Below are 16237 nucleotides of genomic sequence, written 5' to 3'. Positions count from 1 at the left end.
ATTCCAACCGTGCCGGGGAATCTTCCGCCGGCCAGCGGCCGGCACTACCGGTCGGCTGGATGCCAACTGTTGGTCGGCACATCCCATTCCACGATCTACCTCCGATCTGGTGGGTGCCAACCTTGGTTGGCACATTCCAACCGTGCCGGGGAATCTTCCGCCGGCCAGCGGCCGGCACTACCGGTCGGGTGGGTGCCAACTGTTGGTTGGCACATTCCAACCGTGCTGAGGAATCTTCCGCCGGCCAGCGGCCGGCACTATCGGTCGGGTGGGTGCCGACCGTTGGTCGGCACATCCCATTCCAGGGCTACCGCTCGATCGCCGGCAACGCGTCCGACAACAACAACCGGTCAATCCGTCGCAGCGCACTTTCCAGCTGCCGGCGATCGGCCGCCAGCCCCAGCGACAGCCGCACGCCGTTCTGATGCTGCACCCCCGGCGGGCAGAACGCCGAAGATGGCGCAATCGCCAGCCCCTGCAGCTGTGCGGTACGCACCAGCGTGGCGTCGGTCCACGGCGCTGGTACCCGGCACCAGGCATGCAGGCCTTCCGCGCGCTGCAGCAGCGATGGCGCCAGCAGGTAGCGCGCCATGCGCATGCGCTCGTGCGCTTCGCTGCGCACCTGCGCCAGCAGCGACTGCGCCGAACCATCCAGCAGCAGCTGGCTGGCCAACGCCGAGACCAGCGGATGACCCATCAACCGCGTCGCCCGCAATGCAGCCGTCATCGACTCGGCGTGCGCAGCGCTTGGGCACTGCACGAACGCAGTGCGCAGGCCGGGGCTGATCACCTTCGACAGCGTCGCCACGTAGAACACATGGCGCGGTGCCAGCGCCGCCAGCGGTGTCGGTGCATCCTCGGCGAGGTGCCAGTAAGGATCGTCTTCGATCGCCAGCAGGCCTTCCCTCTCCAGAACACGCGCCAGCGCTTCGCGCCGCTGCAGCGGCAGGCTCAGCGCGGTCGGGTTCTGGCAGGTGGGGTTGAGATAGACCAACCGCGCGCCGCTTTCGCGTGCCAGCCGGGCCAGCGCATCGGGGCACATGCCGTGTTCGTCGCTGTCCACCGGCAGCAGCCGCCGGCCCAGTGCGGCGGCGGCCTGCAGCAGGCCCGGATAGACCAGCGCATCGCAGAGGATCGCATCATCGTCGCGGCCCTGGCTGACCAGGATCGCGGCAAGCGCCACCTGCGCGCCTTCGGTCAGCAACAGGCTGGCATCCTCCACCGCGCCCAGCATCGGTTGCAGCCAGCGCGCTGCCGCGTGGCGGTCGGTGGGATTGCCGCCGCCCAGGTGGTAGGTCATCAGGTTCGGCGCGTTGCTGCGCGCAAGCACGGCGGCGGCACCGCGGCGCAGGGTCTCGGCCAGCGCATCGGCATCGGGCACCGGCGGCACGTTCATGCTCAGGTCCACCACCTGGTCGAAGCCGGCCTTGGGTGGTGCGATGAAACTGCCTTGTGGCCCGCGTGCCTCGATCAGGCCGCGCTTGCGCGCTTCGTCGAACGCCCGCGTTACCGTGGTCAGGTCGACGCCGAGCTGCTGCGCCAACGCACGCTGCGAGGGCAGGCGTTGTCCTGGTGCAAGCCCACCGCGACGCACCGTGCGCTCCAGCGAATTGACGATGCGCAGGTAGATCGGCCCGTTGTGCGCGAGCACGTCCTGCACCCATTCGCGGGCTGCGACATCCGGTCGCGGCATGTACGGAGCATGTCGGGGCGTATCGTTGCTTCCAACGGCGGGAGCCTGTCCATAACCATCGGTCGGTTCGGACAGGTGACCGCCGTTGTTGCTTGTGGCGGCCACAGCGGCCAGCGTCAGTGGTGTCATTGCGCGTCCTCAGCGCTTGGCCTGCCAGGGGCAGTAGCAGCCCACGGCAAGCAGTCCTTTCGGGCGCACGGTTTCGCCGCGCACCAGTCTGTCCAGCAGTGGTTCGACGAAGCTGTTGGCCGAGTTGCAGACCATGCCGATGCTGTACGGGCCGGCATAGGCGAGGTGGCCCTGCCGGTCCCAGATCGCCACGGCAGGGCTGGCTGGAATGTGCTCGATGCCGTCGATGGTCGGCAGGTTGATCACCTTGTTGCGCAGCGGCTCGGGCAGTTCGCCGTGGGTACCGGGGCGGCGGATCGCATAGAAGTCGATGGCGGCGCGGCGGTACATGCTGATCAGGTAGCTCAGGTGTGCGCCGGTTTCGCGGTTGCAGACGGCACACGCCGGGTCCCAGAAGTGCACCACGCGGATGCGGCCGGTGTCACCGGCCAGATCGGACGGCAGGCGCAGCTGCGAGTCGTCGAAGACGATGGCCTGTTCGGTGAACGTCGACTGCGCGCTGTAGCCGAAGTACTGCCACAGCGCAGCCGCCACGCCGGCCATGAACAGGCAGGCGAGGGCGATCATCGTCGGCAGCAGCCAGCGGCGGCGCGGCGCGGCTGCGCCCATCAGGACGCGTCCCCGCCGAACTTGTGCACGTACTGCTTGCGCATCTCGCGGCAGGAGTCGGCCTGCGCGCGACGCTGGATCTCGCTACGCGACGGATCCTCGCTGCGCTGCACGCATTGCTCGATGGCGTGGCGCTCGGCGGCCTGCACATCCACGGTCTGCGGCTGCAGGCAGACCCAGGCCAGCGCAGCCAGCATCAACACCACAAAGCCACCACAGCCGGCCATTACCAGGTGGAACTTCAGTCTCTCGGCGCGCATCGACGCACGTCCCTTCATCCATACATTGCATACAAAATATCATCTTGTATGGATGCGGCGCCATGCGCCCGGTTCAGACGATGGCGTTGTGCCGGGCCCCGGGGGCCTCAGACAGGATCTCGTTCAGTTTGGCCAGCGCCCCGGCCAGCGCATCCTGGTCAACTGCGCCGCCCAGCGACAGGCGGATGGCGTTGCCCGGTGGCGGTTCCTCCACGCTGAAGGCGTCCGAACTGGCGATGCCCAGCCCCTGTTCCTGTGCGGCCTGGATCAGCCGGTACTGGTCCAGCCGCGGCGGTAGCGGCAGCCATACGTGCAGGCCGGCCGGGTGCGCCCGCGCGCGGGACGGCAGGTACTGCGCGGCAATCGCCTGGCGCTCGCGCAGCTCCTGCTGGAAGCGCTGCACCATGTCCTGGGCCTGGCCGCTGCGGATCCACTGCGACGCCACCGCCACCATTGACTGGGTCGGCATCAGCGCGATCGCACGCAGGGCGTCCAACACCGGTTCCATCGGTTCGCCGCCCGGCACCACCAGGTAGGCGGTGCGCAGGCCCGGTGCCAGGCACTTGGACAGGGTGGAGATGTAATACACCGGGCAGCCAGCGTCGCGGTGGGCGGCCAGCGGCGGTGCGGCGTCCCCGGCCAGCAACCAGTAGGGATCGTCTTCGATCACGGTCAGATCGTGGCGCTTGGCAACCGCCAGCAGGGCCTGCCGGCGTTGTGCCGACATCGTCGCCGTGGTCGGGTTCTGGATGGTCGGTACCAGGTACAGCAGGCGCGGGCGGCGTAGCTGGCAGGCCTCTTCCAGCGCGTCGGGCAGCATGCCTTCGGCGTCCATCGCCACTGGCACCACACCCCGCTGCAGCACGCGCGTGGCGGCCAGCAGGCCCGGGTAGGTCAGCTGCTCGGCGGCGATCAGCTCGCCCGGCTGGGTGCGGGCCAGGATCAGTGCGCACAGTGCGGTCTGCGCGCCGGGGCAGATCACCACCTGGTCGGCACCCACCGTGCCCAGCACCGGTGACAGCCACTGCACGGCGGCGGCGCGGTCCTCGCGGGTGCCGGCGCCGACGTGGTAGCTCATCAGTTCGCCCTGGCCCAGCTGCTGGCCCACGTGCTGGAAACCGGCCTCCATGCCCTGTGCGAACGGCGCGCTGCCCAGCAGCGGCGGGATGTTCATGCTGAGGTCCACCGAGGTGCTGCGGTTGCCGGCCGACAGCGCGATGAAGGTGCCGCCGGCGCCCTGCGCATCCAGCAGGCCAGCCTGGCGCAGCTCGGCAAAGGCCCGGGTGACCGTGGTCAGGTCCACGCCCACCTGCTGGGCCAGGTCGCGCTGCGGCGGCAGCCGGTCGCCCGGACGCAGCACGCCGTCATCCACTGCCTCGCGCACCTGCTGGGCGATCTGCAGGTACAGCGGGCCAGCGCCCTCGCGGAAGGGGCGAACCCAGGTGCGATTGGGGTGTTTCAGGCGGCGGCCGGCGGCAGGTGGCGTCATCGGTCAGTTTTTCCATACGTGCAGATGCACAAGTCCATACAATGATGTATCTTGTATGGGCTTGATTGGGGTGGATCGCTCTCTTGTAGGCGACCTCGTACCCACAGTGTAGCCGCTCCACGCCCGGGCGCTGCGCGCAGGCGAGCCGGTCAAGCGCGCTTCTTCAACAGGGTTGACCTCCAATGAATATCTGCTGGAACCGCATCCGCCTGGCGCTGGTCGCCCTGGCCTGCGTCGGCCTGTCGGGCTGTGACTGGGTGCTGCTGGATTCGAAGGGCATGGTCGGGCTCGCCCAGCGCGACCTGATCCTGATCTGCATCGGCCTGATGCTGATCGTGGTGATACCGGCCATCGTGCTGACCTTCGTATTCGCCTGGCGCTTCCGCGCCGGCAACACCAAGGCGAAATACACGCCGGACTGGTCGCATTCCACCAAGGTGGAGATCGTGGTCTGGGGCGTGCCGCTGCTGATCATTGCCGGCCTGGCCGTGATCGTGTGGAAGTCGACCCACGAACTGGACCCGTACAAGCCGCTGGACGTGGCCGGTGAGCCGCTGCACGTGGACGTGATCGCCACCGACTGGAAATGGGTGTTCGTATACCCGGACCTGGGCATCGCCACGGTCAACCAGCTCAACTTCCCGGCCAACCGCCCGCTGGCGTTCAACATCACCTCCAACTCGACGATGAATACCTTCTTCATCCCGCAGCTGGGTGGGCAGATCTACGCGATGGCCGGCATGCGCACGCAGCTGCACCTGATCGCCAACGAGCCCGGCCAGTTCCGTGGCATGTCCGGCAACTACAGCGGGCATGGCTTCTCGAACATGAAGTTCATTGCCACCGCCAGCAGCAACGAGGAGTTCGAGCGCTGGGTGGCCGAGGTACGCAGCGCACCACAGGCGCTGGACTTCAACCAGTTCAAGGCGCTGGCCGCACCGTCGAAGAACGCGCCGGTGCAGCACTTCTCCAGCGTCGAACCGCTGCTGTTCAAGAAGGTCATCGACCAGTTCATCGGCGTCGGTGAGAACACCGCTGCTGCGTCCCCGGCGGGTGCTGCCGGTGGTGCCCAGGTTTCCCAGGAGTAACGAACATGTTGGGTAAATTGACGTGGGAGGCCGTGCCGCTGCACGAGCCGATCGTCGTGGTCACGCTGGCGGCCATGGTGCTGGGTGGCCTCGCGCTGCTTGGCGCGGTGACGTACTTCAAGCTATGGGGCGTGCTCTGGCGCGACTGGTTCACCACCGTGGACCACAAGAAGATCGGCATCATGTACGTGGTAGTGGCGCTGGTCATGCTGGTGCGTGGCTTCGCCGACGCGCTGATGATGCGCGCGCAGTTGGCCGCGGCCGGGCCAGGCAGTGATGGCTTCCTGCCACCGGAGCACTACGACCAGATCTTCACCGCGCATGGCGTGATCATGATCTTCTTCGTGGCCACCCCGTTCGTGGTCGGCCTGATGAACATCATCGTGCCGCTGCAGATCGGCGCACGCGACATGGCGTTCCCGTTCCTCAACGCCTTCAGCTTCTGGATCTTCGTGGTTGGCGCTGCGCTGATGATGATCTCGCTGGGCGTTGGCGAGTTCGCCATGACCGGCTGGGTGGCCTATCCGCCGCTGTCGGGCATCGAGTTCAGTCCGGGCGTAGGCGTGGACTACTACATCTGGGCGTTGCAGGCCTCGGGCATCGGCACCTTGCTGACCGGCGTCAACCTGTTCATCACCATCCTGCGCATGCGTGCGCCGGGCATGACCCTGATGAAGATGCCGGTGTTCACCTGGACCGTGCTGGTCACCAGCGTGATCATCATCGCCGCCTTCCCGATCCTGACCGTGGCGCTGGGTGCGCTCACCCTGGACCGCTACCTGGACTTCAACTTCTACACCAACACGTTGGGTGGCAACCCGATGATGTACGTGAACCTGGTGTGGGCCTGGGGCCACCCGGAGGTGTACATCCTGGTGCTGCCGGCGTTCGGCATCTTCTCTGAAGTCACCGCCACGTTCGCGCGCAAGAAGCTGTTCGGCTACAAGTCGATGGTGGGCGCCACGCTGGCGATCGGCATCCTGTCGTTCATCGTCTGGCTGCACCACTTCTTCACCATGGGCTCGGGTGCCAGCGTCAATGCCTTCTTCGGCATCATGACGATGATCATCGCCATCCCCACCGGCGTGAAGATCTTTACCTGGCTGTTCACCATGTACGGCGGCCGCGTCGAGTTCAGCGTACCGATGCTGTGGACCATCGCCTTCCTGGTCACCTTCACCATCGGTGGCATGACCGGCGTGCTGCTGGCCATCCCGGGCGCGGACTTCCTGCTGCACAACAGCCTGTTCCTGGTCGCCCACTTCCATAACACCATCATCGGCGGCGCGCTGTTCGGCTACCTGGCCGGCTTCGCCTACTGGTTCCCGAAGGTGTTCGGCTTCACCCTCAACGAGCGCCTGGGCAAGTGGTCGTTCGCCTGCTGGGTGATCGGCTTCTACCTGGCCTTCATGCCGCTGTACATGCTGGGCTTCATGGGCATGACCCGCCGCATGAACCAGTACGACAACCCGGCGTGGACGCCGTACCTGATCGCCGCCTTCATCGGTGCACTGTTCGTGTTCGCGGGCATCATCCTGATGCTGGTGCAGATCTACGTGAGCGTGCGCGACCGCAAGCGCAACCTCGACCTGACCGGCGACCCGTGGAACGCACGCACGCTGGAATGGGCCACGCCGTCGCCGCCGCCGTTCTACAACTTCGCCGTGGTGCCCAAGGCCGATGAGCTGGATGCCTTCCACGAAGCGAAGAAGCGCGGCCTGCCGCCGCCGCCGAAGACGTACGCCCCGATCCACATGCCGAAGAACACCGGCGTGCCGCTGATCCTCAACATCTGGATCCTGGTGCTGTGCTTCGCCCTGGTCTGGCACATCTGGTGGATGGCCGCAGCCAGCTTCATCGCGATGATCGTGACCCTGATCGTGCGGTCCTACGATGAGGACGTGGATTACTACGTCAGTTCCGAAGAGGTGGCGCGCACCGAAGCGGCCAACCTTGCCAAGCTGAAGGAGGTACGCGCATGAACCTGTTGACCCGCCCGGAGCTGGCCAGCGACACGCAGGCGCACGAGGACCACCACGAGCACGACCATGGCCACGAACAGGGCGGCATGAAGGTGTTCGGCATGTGGGTGTACCTCATGTCCGACCTGGTGCTGTTCGGTTCCCTGTTCGCCTCGTACGCGGTGCTCAGCACCGCCTACGCCGGCGGCCCCACCGGCAAGGACCTGTTCTCGTTGCCGTTCGTGATGGCCGAGACCTTCCTGCTGCTGGTCTCCAGCATCACCTACGGCCAGGCCGTGCTGGCCATGCATCGCCACGACACCTCGGCGGTGTTGCGCTGGCTGGGCGTGACTTTCGTGCTCGGTGCCTCGTTCATCGGCATGGAGATCTACGAGTTCTCGCACCTGATCCACGAAGGCGCGGGCCCGAGCACCAGTGCCTACCTGTCGGCGTTCTTCGCGCTGGTCGCCACCCACGGCCTGCACGTGGCCAGCGGCCTGATCTGGATGGCGGTGGTCATGCACCAGGTCTACCGCCGTGGCCTGACCCCGACCAACATCACCCGCGTGTCGTGCCTGAGCCTGTTCTGGCACTTCCTGGACCTGGTGTGGATCTGCGTCTTCACCTTCGTCTACCTGATCGGAGCCTTCTGACATGGCCCACGTCGAAACCTCGCGCGCCGGCAATGCGCACGGCTCCACCAAGTCCTACCTGATCGGTTTCGTGCTGTGCGCGCTGCTGACCGTGGTGCCGTTCGCACTGGTGATGAATCCGGTGCTGTCGCGGCCGCTCACGCTGTTCCTGCTGGTCGGCTTCGCAGTGGCGCAGATCCTGGTGCAGCTGGTCTATTTCCTGCACATGGACCGCAAGTCCGAAGGTGGCTGGAACCTGGCCAGCTTCGTGTTCACCCTGGTGATCCTGTTCATCGTCGTCGCGTTGTCGGTCTGGATCATCTGGAGCATGCACTACCACATGATGATCAACTGAGCCTGCGAACCGTGAAAGGCATTGCGTTCCCCCATCGTGGCCTGCGCCTGGCCGCAGGCCTGCTGCTCGGCCTGCTGGCCGGCTGCAGCGCGCAGTCGCGCATGGACTTCTATGCGAAGGACATCGCCTGCGAAGAACTTGGCCAGCAGTGGTCGATGCCCGACAGCCACGGCACCGTGCGTGGCCCCAACGACCTGCAGGGGCAGGTGACCTATCTGTTCTTCGGCTTCACCAGCTGCCCGGACGTGTGCCCGACCACGATGGTCGAGCTGAGCCAGGTCAAGCACCTGATGGGCAAGGATGCCGATCAGCTGCAGGTGGTGTTCGTCAGCGTCGACCCGGCCCGCGACACGCCCGAGGTCGCGCGCACCTATGTGGAAGCGTTCGATCCCAAGGCAATCGCGCTGGTTGGCAACGATGCGCAGCTGGCCGCGATGGCCAGCGACTTCAAGGCGTTCTACCAGAAAGAGCCCGGCCAGGTACCGGATACCTACACCATGAGCCACATTGCCGGTGGCTACGTGTTCGACCGCCAGGGCCGCCTGCGCCTGTTCGCGCCGTACGGCATGCCGGTGGAAAAGCTGTTCTCGGACGTGCAGCGCCTGCTGCTCGAGCCCGGCCACCCGGCCGCCGGCAACGACGCGCTGGCCAGCTGCCACCTCAAGCACAGCGGCACACTGGCCGCGCGGTAACGCCGGTGGGTGCCAACCTTGGTTGGCACGTCCGAATCTGCTCCTGGTAGATGCCAGCCTTGGTTGGCACAGCTGTAGAGCCGAGCCCATGCTCGGCGCCGCGCGCACCGCGCCTGCGGCACCCCGTAGACAGCAGCCGAGCATCGGCTCGGCTCTACACGCGCACGGCCCCGGCAGGTGTCGACCGTTGGTCGGCACACCCCCACACCAATCCCCGGCCGGCCAGGAGAGCCAGCCGGCCGGGGCACCGCTCAACGCCTTACTTGGTCTCTTCCCACTGCACCACGTCCGGCTCGGTGGCGCGGATACCGGCGGTGGACAGCAGCCTGGTGGTCGCATCCAGTGCCGCGTTCACCGACGGGTACTCCACGATGGCCTGGCCCGAAGCCTTCGATACCTTCACCACGGTGCCACCGGTGGCCGTAGCCGCGCGCTGGGCCGATGCTGCATCGGTGAAGAACACCTTGACCCGCGAGGTCGCCACCACCGGCGCTCCGTCACGGGAGACCGCCGCCGCGAACTTGCCGGCACCGGCATCAGCAGGCGCCGCCGCGGCGCCATCCAGCGAACGCTTGGTACGCGAGCTGGTGGTCGCCGCCGCCTGCGGGGTGATCGTGAACTGGCCGCCGCTGGCCTGCTTTACCGTTGCCGAGGGCGACAGCTGGAAACGCGTGCCGCCCACATCGAACGAGCGGCCGGTAGCGGACGCCTTCAGTTCCTGCGCATCCACGGTCGACAGGGTCCTGGCCGGAGGGGTCTGTCCCGAGCTCTGTGCCCAGGCAGGGGAGGTCATCGCCGCGAAGGCGAGCGTGCTCAACAGAATGGTGGTCTTCATCATCAGTGCCCCAGAACGCGGATCTTGAAGAATTCGAGGTTGCCACGCGATGCAGCGGTCGCGGCCTGCCCCATGTCGGTCACTTCCAGCGTCCAGGTGCCCGTGGCGTTCTCATCCAGGAAGGCATTGCTGGACAGCAGGTCCCAGCTGGTGAAGTTGCTCTGCGCGCCACCCGTGCCCGAACCGATCGCGGTGAACGCCGGTTGCACCACGCTGCGGGTACCGCTGGGTGACACCAGCACGAACTGCAGCTGGCGCGTGTTGCGGTGGTTGACCCGGAAGCCCAGCTGCACGCTTTCGATGTTGCGCGCGCCGTTGGCCAACTGGAAGGTCAGGCGTGCAGCGGCGGCCGAGGTGTTGCCGATGGCCACGGTACGCGTGGTGTTGCGCCAGCCGCTGTCGACCAGCGCACCGAGCGACTGGAAGTTCTCGGCCACCTGCACCGCGCGTGCAGCGTTGACCACGCCGAAGCCATACCAGTTGCTGTAGGCACGGCCGGCAGCATTCACCGTCCAGCCCGGCACCAGCGTGCGCCCGTCGGCCAGCGTCACCGCCGGCTGGTTCGGGTGGTTGCGGGTGGCGGTGGTGGCCAGGATGTACTTCACATCGCGATAGGACAGGTTCGGATTGGCTTCCAGCACCAGTGCCGCCACGCCCGAGACCATCGGCGCTGACGCCGAGGTGCCGTTCATCTTGGCGGTGTAGTTGCAGGTGCTGTCGATGGCCGACAGGTTGCTGTCCAGCGTGTTCTGGCGGTTGGTGTTCTTGTTGCTGCCCTGCGCGCATCCGGTCACGTCGGTGGTGACGATGGCCGGGTCGTACGCGCGTGCCACCAGGCCGGGGGCGTACTGGGCCTGCAGGCCGTATTCGCCGCCGAAGGCCGACACCCACAGCGCCGAGCCGGTGGAGGAATACGACGAGCGCACGCCATCGGCACGCACCGCGCCTACCGTGATCACGTTGAACAGGTTGTTGCGCGGATCACGGCCAGCCGGCACGCAGCCGGTGTTGCGGTTCTTGGTGTCGGTGGTGCAGACATCCTGGGTCTGGCTGATCGAGGCATTGTTGAAGTTGTTGCCCGCCGACTTCACGTAGATGCCGCCGCGGCCACCGCGCGTACCCGACAGTGCCTGCTCATACGAACGAATCGTGTTTTCGCTGTACGCCAGCGGCAGGTTCGGATTGCCCGGGCCGGCGCCCCAGCTGTTGTTGAACACCTGCACGTCGGCCGACTCCGCGCCGTCCCACCAGGCGTACTCGATGTTGCTCTGCTGGTTGCCCAGGGCTGAGCGCGAAATCGGGTTGAAGCCCTTCAGCGTCGCCGCCGGCGCCACACCGCGTACGCCCAGGTTGTTGGCGCCCACCGCGCCAGCAATGCCGCCGACCATGGTGCCGTGGTTGTCGACATCCGGGTTGGTCGGGGTGGGGTTGTTCGAGCCGTTGGTGAAGTTCTTGCCGGCCACCGCCGCCACGTTGGCCGCCAGGTCCGGATGCGCGATCTGCAGGCCATCATCGACGATGGCGATGGTGACACCCTGGCCACGGATGCCGTTGCGGAACAGGCCATCCACGTTCAGGTCGTTGCCGGCCACCGGCAGGGTGTCGGCCGGGACGGTCTGCCCGGTGTTGAGCAGGTGCCACTGGATACCCGCCAGCGGATCGGCCTGTTGGGCCTGCGCGGTGGCGGCCAGGCTGCCCAGCATCAGGGCAGTGGCAAGGGCCAGGCGCGCAGAGCGCGGTGGCGCGGAGCGTTGCGTGTGTCGCTTCATACACGAATCCTTCTGTTGTGAATCGGCATGGCAGGACGGCGGGGCGGAACTGCCCCATCGCAACGAGCCAAACGCGACACAACGGAGAACCCCCTACCTCTTCACATCCGCAATGTGCGAATGTGCCAATTGCGTCACAAACGCTTAGTACGTCAGGTTATGACAGGGCATTCGAATGCCTTCACGCCATCTTCGCGCGTCTGCTTCGAGGGCCGGAAACGTGGTAATCACATGCAGATGAAGACACGCATGAAGAATGGACGCCAGCGTGCACGTGCGCGCGCAGACCAGACCCCGCTCTCGGTTGCCGCCATCCGCAAGGTGGTGCTGTCCGTGCATACGCGCAGCCACGACTATGGCGACGATGCCGATATCGCCGAGTTGCTGCCCGAGCTGGCCGCATTCGGCATCACCACGGTGAAACCGCTGCGGCTGTTGATGAAGAGGCACCGGCGCGCGCTGCTGCAGGAGGAACGGATCGTCATGCGCCGCGCAGAGACGCTGCATCTGCGCACCGAGTGGCGGCTCGGTGGCATAGACGTGCATGCCAACACCAGCCGCTACGCCATCGGCGGCCTGGTCCGCACCAGCATGGAACACGAATTCGGCTTCGAGACGATGCTGCCCTTCCACGAGGTGCGCGAGGACGAATCCGCGTAGCGGGGTGCCTGCGCGGTGGGTGTGGCAGCCCCGCCGGGTATCATCGCGCGCCCTCACATCGCGCTGTGCTACTACAGCCCGTGCACCCTTCCGCATCGGAGCACGATGATGGTCAACCCTCTGGCCCAGGCCCATCGCGGCCTCGGCACCACGCTGTTCAGCCTGTTGAACCCGATACCCTTCGGCTTCTTCGTCGGTGCACTGATCTTCGACGCTATCTACCTCAACAGCGCCGAGGTGATGTGGGGAAAGGCCGCCGCTTGGCTGATCACCTTCGGCCTGCTGATCGCCATCCTTCCGCGCCTGATCAACCTGTTCGCGGTCTGGCGCCGCAACGGCACGGCTACCCGTATCGACCGCATCGACTTCTTCCTCAACCTGGTCGCGGTGGTGCTGGCCATCTGGAACGCCTTCGTGCACAGCCGCGATGCGTATGCCGTTGCAGTGCCAGGCACGATCCTGTCGGCGCTGACCGTGGCCCTGATCGCCTTGGGCCTGATCCTGCTGTCACTGCAGCCGCCGGTGCTGCAGGGAGGTCGTCATGGCTAAGCACATCCTGCCCACCGTCGCCGCCTTGGCATTGGCCGCCGCCCTGTCGGCCTGCGCCGGCAAGGCCGAGTACCATCCGGCCGACCAGTCGGGCCCGCAGCCGCCGCTGCCCAAGCCGGCCAACTTCCTGATGCCGCCGATGCAGGTACCCAAGGGTGTGGGCTGGGCCGACGGCCAGGCCCCCACGGTGGCCGAAGGCCTGAAGATCGAGCGCATCGCCGCCAACCTGCAGCACCCGCGCCGGCTGCTGACCCTGCCCAACGGCGATGTACTGGTGGTGGAAGGCAATGGCCCCGGCGAAGAGCCGGTCACCACACCCAAGCAGTGGATCGCCGGCAAGGTGAAGGCGCGCTCGGGCAAGGCCGGCAAGGGCGGCAACCGCGTCACGCTGCTGCGCCGCTCGCCAGGCACGAACACCTGGACCCAGCACGTCTACATCGAAGGCCTGCACTCGCCGTTCGGCATCCAGCTGATCGGTGACACGCTGTATGTGGCCAACACCGGCAACATCATGCAGTACCACTACGTGCCCGGCGAAACCCGCATGTCCGACAAGGGCCGCGAGTTCACCGACCTGCCCAGCACCATCAACCACCACTGGACCAAGGAACTGCTGGCCAGCCGCGATGGCAGCAAGCTGTACGTGGGCGTCGGCTCCAACAGCAACATTACTGAAAATGGCCTGGCCGTCGAATACCGCCGCGCGGTCGTGCTGGAGGTGGACGTAGCTACCCGTGGCAGCCGCATCTTTGCGTCGGGCATCCGCAACCCGACCGGGCTGGACTGGGAGCCGAGCACTGGCCAGCTGTGGGCCGTGGCCAACGAGCGTGATGAGATCGGTGCCGACCTGGTGCCGGATTACCTCACCTCGGTGAAGGAAGATGGCTTCTACGGCTGGCCCTACAGCTACTACGGCCAGCACGTGGACGAGCGCGTGCAGCCGCAGCGGCCGGACCTGGTGGCCAAGGCGATCGTGCCGGACTATGCCATCGGCTCGCACGTGGCACCGCTGGGCCTGTTGTTCTACACCGGCCAGGCACTGCCGGCGCAGTACCACGGCGGCGCCTTCATCGGCGAGCACGGCAGCTGGGACCGCTCGCCACTGAGTGGCTACGAAGTGGTCTACGTACCGTTCAAGGACGGCAAGCCGACCGGGCGGCCGCAGACCGTGGTCAGCGGCTTCACTTCGAAGGACGAGAAGACCCTGATGGGCGCACCGGTCGGCATGGCCATGGATGCCGAGGGCGCGCTGCTGGTGGCCGACGACGTGGGCGACGTGGTGTGGCGGGTCTCAGCCAAGTAGCTGTGTAGCGTTGAGCCATGGCCGAAGGACATCCGGTAGAGTCGACTGTCAGTCGACTCGCGCGCGCAGCGCGTGCTTTTCCTGTGAGCAGCGAAGAGCAGTCGACTAACAGTCGACTAACAGTCGACTCTACCCTGTCGACTCCACCCCGTCGGCTCAACCACCGGGTTCAGCGTGCCCGGAACCCGCTGAACACCGACTCGGCGGCAAATCCCACGCCGCCCAGCAGCACGCCGAAATACACCACCGTGGCCACCACGAAGCCGTAGCCGGCTGCCACCGCCGCACCATCGCGCTGGATGAAGCCAATCGCAAACGACATCAGCGCCAACGCCGGCAGCGTGTTGCTGAAGGGAATCGGCCCAGCCGGCGCCATCAACAGCAGGGTCGCAAACACCAGCACCAGGTTGTTGAGGCGCATCATCTTCTTCGAGCGCACCATCACCGCCAGCCGCATCGGCCGCGACAGCCGCTCCATGCGGTGCACCCACTTCAGTGCACGGCCCAGGTTGGCCTTCAGCTTGTCGGTGGCGATCTCGCGGCGCGCCAGCTTCTGCGGCACCCACAGCGGGCGGTTGCGCACCCGGCTCAGGCCGATCAGCAGGATCGAGGCGCCAAACACCGTGCTCAGCCCGGGAATCGACACCGGAATGATGAAGATGGCCGAGAGCAGGATCACGACCAGCAGCAGGCCCTCATCGCCCAGCGCGCTGAGCAGGGTGCCGACGCTCACCTGGTCGCCGGGCAGCTCGTCGATCATCTGCTCGATCTGCTGGGCCAGGGGCGCGCTGTCGTTGGTTTCGGGGGCACGGTAGGTCATGCGTCGCAAGGTTCTCCAGGGAAGGGCGGTCAGCGGGCCGTCCTGCGGTGGGGGACGCACAGGCTCCTGCAGTATCCCGGCCAACGTGGGCAAAGAGGTGAACCGGGCATGAGGGGGTAAACTGGCGTGCCCCGCACGAGTTGAACGCAATGGACATGGGCCGCAGGCAATCGACCATCGAACTGGTCGCCATCGACATGGATGGCACGCTGCTGGACCCGTCGCACCAGCTCACCCCCCGCGCCAGGAAGGCCATCGCGCAGGCGCGCGCACTAGGCGTGCACATCGTGCTGACCAGTGGCCGCCCGGTTCCCGGCCTGGCGCCGTACCTGCACGATCTGGGCATCACCGGCAACGACGACTACTGCATCGCCTGCAATGGCGGCCTGGTGCAGCGCATCGGCACGCGCGAAACCGTGGTCGAGTATCCGCTCAGCTTCGACGACTTCCTGTTCTGCGAGCAGGTCGCCCGCGACCTGGGCGTGCACTTCCAGGCGCTGGACAGCCAGCGCATGTACACGCCCAACCAGGACATCAGCTACTACACCGTGGCCGACTCGCATCTTTCGCGGATGCCGCTGTCGTATCGCCGCGTGGAAGACATGGACCCATCGATGTCCTTCATCAAGCTGATGATGATCGACGAACCCGAGGTGCTGGACGCTGCCATCGCGCGCCTGCCCAGCGCGATGACCGAGCGCTTCGCGGTATTGAAGAGCGCGCCGTTCTTCCTGGAAGTGTTCGACCACCGCGCGGGCAAGGGGCCGAGCCTTCAGAAGCTGGCCGAGCACCTGGGCATTGAGCGGGCCAACGTGATGGCCATCGGCGACCAGGAGAACGACCTGACCATGCTGCAGTATGCCGGCACCAGCGTGGCCATGGGCAATGCCATCGACGCGGTGAAGGCGGTGGCGCGGTTTGAGACCAGCAGCAATGCCGATGAAGGCGTGGCGCGCGCGATCGAGCGTTTCGTCCTGCAGTAACCGCGCGTCCCTATGCTCTGGTAGCTGCCAACCTTGGTTGGCACACACAATCGGCAAGCGCCGACCAAGGTCGGCCTCTACCAGGCCCCATTCGCCCCGGCAGGTGCCAACCTTGGTTGGCACACGCAGGCGGCCAGCGCCGACCAGGCTCGGCCTCTACCAGGCCCCATTCGCCCCGGCAGGTGCCAACCTTGGTTGGCACACGCAGGCGGCCAGCGCCGACCAGGGTTGGCCTCTACCAAGCCCCATTCGCCCCGGTAGCTGCCAACCTTGGTTGGCACGCGCAGACGGCAAGCGCCGACCAAGGTCGGCCTCTACCAGGCCCCATTCGCCCCGGTAGGTGCCAACCTTGGTTGGCACACGCAGGCGGCCAGCGCCGACCTGGGTCTATACCCACGTATAGCCCACCC

At 66.4% G+C, this 16237-nt stretch carries 16 protein-coding genes; 9 read left to right on the top strand and 7 right to left on the bottom strand.

Translation table 11 applies throughout. The features are described 5' to 3' along the window. Nucleotides 1-307 precede the first annotated feature (307 nt). Genes AC5JLE_RS01815 through AC5JLE_RS01800 form a run of 4 tightly spaced genes read right to left on the bottom strand, consistent with a single transcriptional unit; the run spans nt 308 to nt 4180 of the window. Nucleotides 308-1822 carry an aminotransferase-like domain-containing protein gene (locus AC5JLE_RS01815; protein WP_496064960.1) on the bottom strand — a complete coding sequence of 505 codons (1515 nt, stop codon included), beginning with the start codon at nt 1820-1822 and terminating at the stop codon, nt 308-310. Between the two features lie 9 nt (nt 1823-1831). Further along, on the bottom strand, nt 1832-2431 hold the full coding sequence (locus AC5JLE_RS01810; RefSeq protein ID WP_401729773.1) for a DUF6436 domain-containing protein: 600 nt from the start codon (nt 2429-2431) through the stop codon (nt 1832-1834). Further along, a complete protein-coding gene (locus AC5JLE_RS01805) occupies nt 2431-2709 on the bottom strand; it encodes a hypothetical protein (protein WP_169411283.1) in 279 nt (92 codons plus the stop codon). The genes AC5JLE_RS01810 and AC5JLE_RS01805 overlap by 1 nt, the downstream gene beginning before the upstream one ends. A gap of 55 nt (nt 2710-2764) precedes the next feature. Beyond that, entirely contained in the window at nt 2765-4180 is a 1416-nt protein-coding gene (locus AC5JLE_RS01800) for an aminotransferase-like domain-containing protein (RefSeq protein WP_241884477.1), read from the bottom strand. Nucleotides 4181-4362: 182 nt separating this feature from the next. On the opposite strand from AC5JLE_RS01800, the gene cyoA reads away from it, so the two are divergent. Genes cyoA through AC5JLE_RS01775 form a run of 5 tightly spaced genes read left to right on the top strand, consistent with a single transcriptional unit; the run spans nt 4363 to nt 8908 of the window. Beyond that, a complete protein-coding gene (cyoA, locus tag AC5JLE_RS01795) occupies nt 4363-5268 on the top strand; it encodes a ubiquinol oxidase subunit II (protein WP_014648731.1) in 906 nt (301 codons plus the stop codon). A 5-nt stretch (nt 5269-5273) separates the two neighbouring features. Then, nucleotides 5274-7250: a cytochrome o ubiquinol oxidase subunit I gene (gene cyoB / locus AC5JLE_RS01790; protein WP_032958781.1), complete on the top strand. Its 1977-nt coding sequence runs from the start codon at nt 5274-5276 to the stop codon at nt 7248-7250. Further along, nucleotides 7247-7882: a cytochrome o ubiquinol oxidase subunit III gene (cyoC, locus tag AC5JLE_RS01785; protein ID WP_080281857.1), complete on the top strand. Its 636-nt coding sequence runs from the start codon at nt 7247-7249 to the stop codon at nt 7880-7882. Before cyoB ends, cyoC begins: the two co-directional genes overlap by 4 nt. A 1-nt stretch (nt 7883) precedes the next feature. Beyond that, complete coding sequence (cyoD, locus tag AC5JLE_RS01780; protein WP_006399830.1) at nt 7884-8216, top strand: cytochrome o ubiquinol oxidase subunit IV; 333 nt, start codon at nt 7884-7886, stop codon at nt 8214-8216. An 11-nt stretch (nt 8217-8227) separates the two neighbouring features. Next, on the top strand, nt 8228-8908 hold the full coding sequence (locus AC5JLE_RS01775) for an SCO family protein (protein WP_496064959.1): 681 nt from the start codon (nt 8228-8230) through the stop codon (nt 8906-8908). A 259-nt stretch (nt 8909-9167) separates the two neighbouring features. On the opposite strand, the gene AC5JLE_RS01770 is transcribed toward AC5JLE_RS01775, so the two are convergent. Both AC5JLE_RS01770 and AC5JLE_RS01765 read right to left on the bottom strand, forming a co-directional pair. Then, nucleotides 9168-9746 carry a DNA breaking-rejoining protein gene (locus AC5JLE_RS01770; protein ID WP_329846290.1) on the bottom strand — a complete coding sequence of 193 codons (579 nt, stop codon included), beginning with the start codon at nt 9744-9746 and terminating at the stop codon, nt 9168-9170. Next, complete coding sequence (locus AC5JLE_RS01765; protein ID WP_053495290.1) at nt 9746-11512, bottom strand: S8 family serine peptidase; 1767 nt, start codon at nt 11510-11512, stop codon at nt 9746-9748. The genes AC5JLE_RS01770 and AC5JLE_RS01765 overlap by 1 nt, the downstream gene beginning before the upstream one ends. Before the next feature lie 249 nt (nt 11513-11761). Here AC5JLE_RS01765 and AC5JLE_RS01760 point away from each other — a divergent pair, with 249 nt between their 5' ends. The 3 genes from AC5JLE_RS01760 (at nt 11762) to AC5JLE_RS01750 (ending at nt 14024) form a co-directional block, all read left to right on the top strand. Further along, complete coding sequence (locus AC5JLE_RS01760) at nt 11762-12172, top strand: hypothetical protein (RefSeq protein ID WP_224481904.1); 411 nt, start codon at nt 11762-11764, stop codon at nt 12170-12172. A 108-nt stretch (nt 12173-12280) separates the two neighbouring features. After that, nucleotides 12281-12721 carry a DUF2231 domain-containing protein gene (locus AC5JLE_RS01755; protein WP_005411469.1) on the top strand — a complete coding sequence of 147 codons (441 nt, stop codon included), beginning with the start codon at nt 12281-12283 and terminating at the stop codon, nt 12719-12721. Then, a complete protein-coding gene (locus tag AC5JLE_RS01750) occupies nt 12714-14024 on the top strand; it encodes a PQQ-dependent sugar dehydrogenase (protein WP_496064958.1) in 1311 nt (436 codons plus the stop codon). The genes AC5JLE_RS01755 and AC5JLE_RS01750 overlap by 8 nt, the downstream gene beginning before the upstream one ends. Before the next feature lie 169 nt (nt 14025-14193). On the opposite strand, the gene AC5JLE_RS01745 is transcribed toward AC5JLE_RS01750, so the two are convergent. Next, nucleotides 14194-14844 carry an exopolysaccharide biosynthesis protein gene (locus tag AC5JLE_RS01745; protein ID WP_496064957.1) on the bottom strand — a complete coding sequence of 217 codons (651 nt, stop codon included), beginning with the start codon at nt 14842-14844 and terminating at the stop codon, nt 14194-14196. A 149-nt stretch (nt 14845-14993) separates the two neighbouring features. On the opposite strand from AC5JLE_RS01745, the gene yidA reads away from it, so the two are divergent. Next, a complete protein-coding gene (yidA, locus tag AC5JLE_RS01740) occupies nt 14994-15827 on the top strand; it encodes a sugar-phosphatase (RefSeq protein ID WP_496064956.1) in 834 nt (277 codons plus the stop codon). Nucleotides 15828-16237 lie beyond the last annotated feature (410 nt).

The sequence above is a fragment of the Stenotrophomonas sp. genome (genome assembly GCF_059505245.1).
The sequence above is the reverse complement of the archived record's forward strand: the minus strand, read 5'-3'. Positions and strand labels throughout refer to the sequence as shown.

Excerpts from the sequence above, each read along its gene's own strand:
- AC5JLE_RS01815 (WP_496064960.1), bottom strand. The coding sequence starts at position 1,822 with ATGACACCACTGACGCTGGCCGCTGTGGCCGCCACAAGCAACAACGGC.
- AC5JLE_RS01810 (WP_401729773.1), bottom strand. The coding sequence starts at position 2,431 with ATGGGCGCAGCCGCGCCGCGCCGCCGCTGGCTGCTGCCGACGATGATC.
- AC5JLE_RS01805 (WP_169411283.1), bottom strand. The coding sequence starts at position 2,709 with ATGAAGGGACGTGCGTCGATGCGCGCCGAGAGACTGAAGTTCCACCTG.
- AC5JLE_RS01800 (WP_241884477.1), bottom strand. The coding sequence starts at position 4,180 with ATGACGCCACCTGCCGCCGGCCGCCGCCTGAAACACCCCAATCGCACC.
- cyoA (WP_014648731.1), top strand. The coding sequence starts at position 4,363 with ATGAATATCTGCTGGAACCGCATCCGCCTGGCGCTGGTCGCCCTGGCC.
- cyoB (WP_032958781.1), top strand. The coding sequence starts at position 5,274 with ATGTTGGGTAAATTGACGTGGGAGGCCGTGCCGCTGCACGAGCCGATC.
- cyoC (WP_080281857.1), top strand. The coding sequence starts at position 7,247 with ATGAACCTGTTGACCCGCCCGGAGCTGGCCAGCGACACGCAGGCGCAC.
- cyoD (WP_006399830.1), top strand. The coding sequence starts at position 7,884 with ATGGCCCACGTCGAAACCTCGCGCGCCGGCAATGCGCACGGCTCCACC.
- AC5JLE_RS01770 (WP_329846290.1), bottom strand. The coding sequence starts at position 9,746 with ATGATGAAGACCACCATTCTGTTGAGCACGCTCGCCTTCGCGGCGATG.
- AC5JLE_RS01765 (WP_053495290.1), bottom strand. The coding sequence starts at position 11,512 with ATGAAGCGACACACGCAACGCTCCGCGCCACCGCGCTCTGCGCGCCTG.
- AC5JLE_RS01760 (WP_224481904.1), top strand. The coding sequence starts at position 11,762 with ATGAAGAATGGACGCCAGCGTGCACGTGCGCGCGCAGACCAGACCCCG.
- AC5JLE_RS01755 (WP_005411469.1), top strand. The coding sequence starts at position 12,281 with ATGGTCAACCCTCTGGCCCAGGCCCATCGCGGCCTCGGCACCACGCTG.
- AC5JLE_RS01750 (WP_496064958.1), top strand. The coding sequence starts at position 12,714 with ATGGCTAAGCACATCCTGCCCACCGTCGCCGCCTTGGCATTGGCCGCC.
- AC5JLE_RS01745 (WP_496064957.1), bottom strand. The coding sequence starts at position 14,844 with ATGACCTACCGTGCCCCCGAAACCAACGACAGCGCGCCCCTGGCCCAG.
- yidA (WP_496064956.1), top strand. The coding sequence starts at position 14,994 with ATGGACATGGGCCGCAGGCAATCGACCATCGAACTGGTCGCCATCGAC.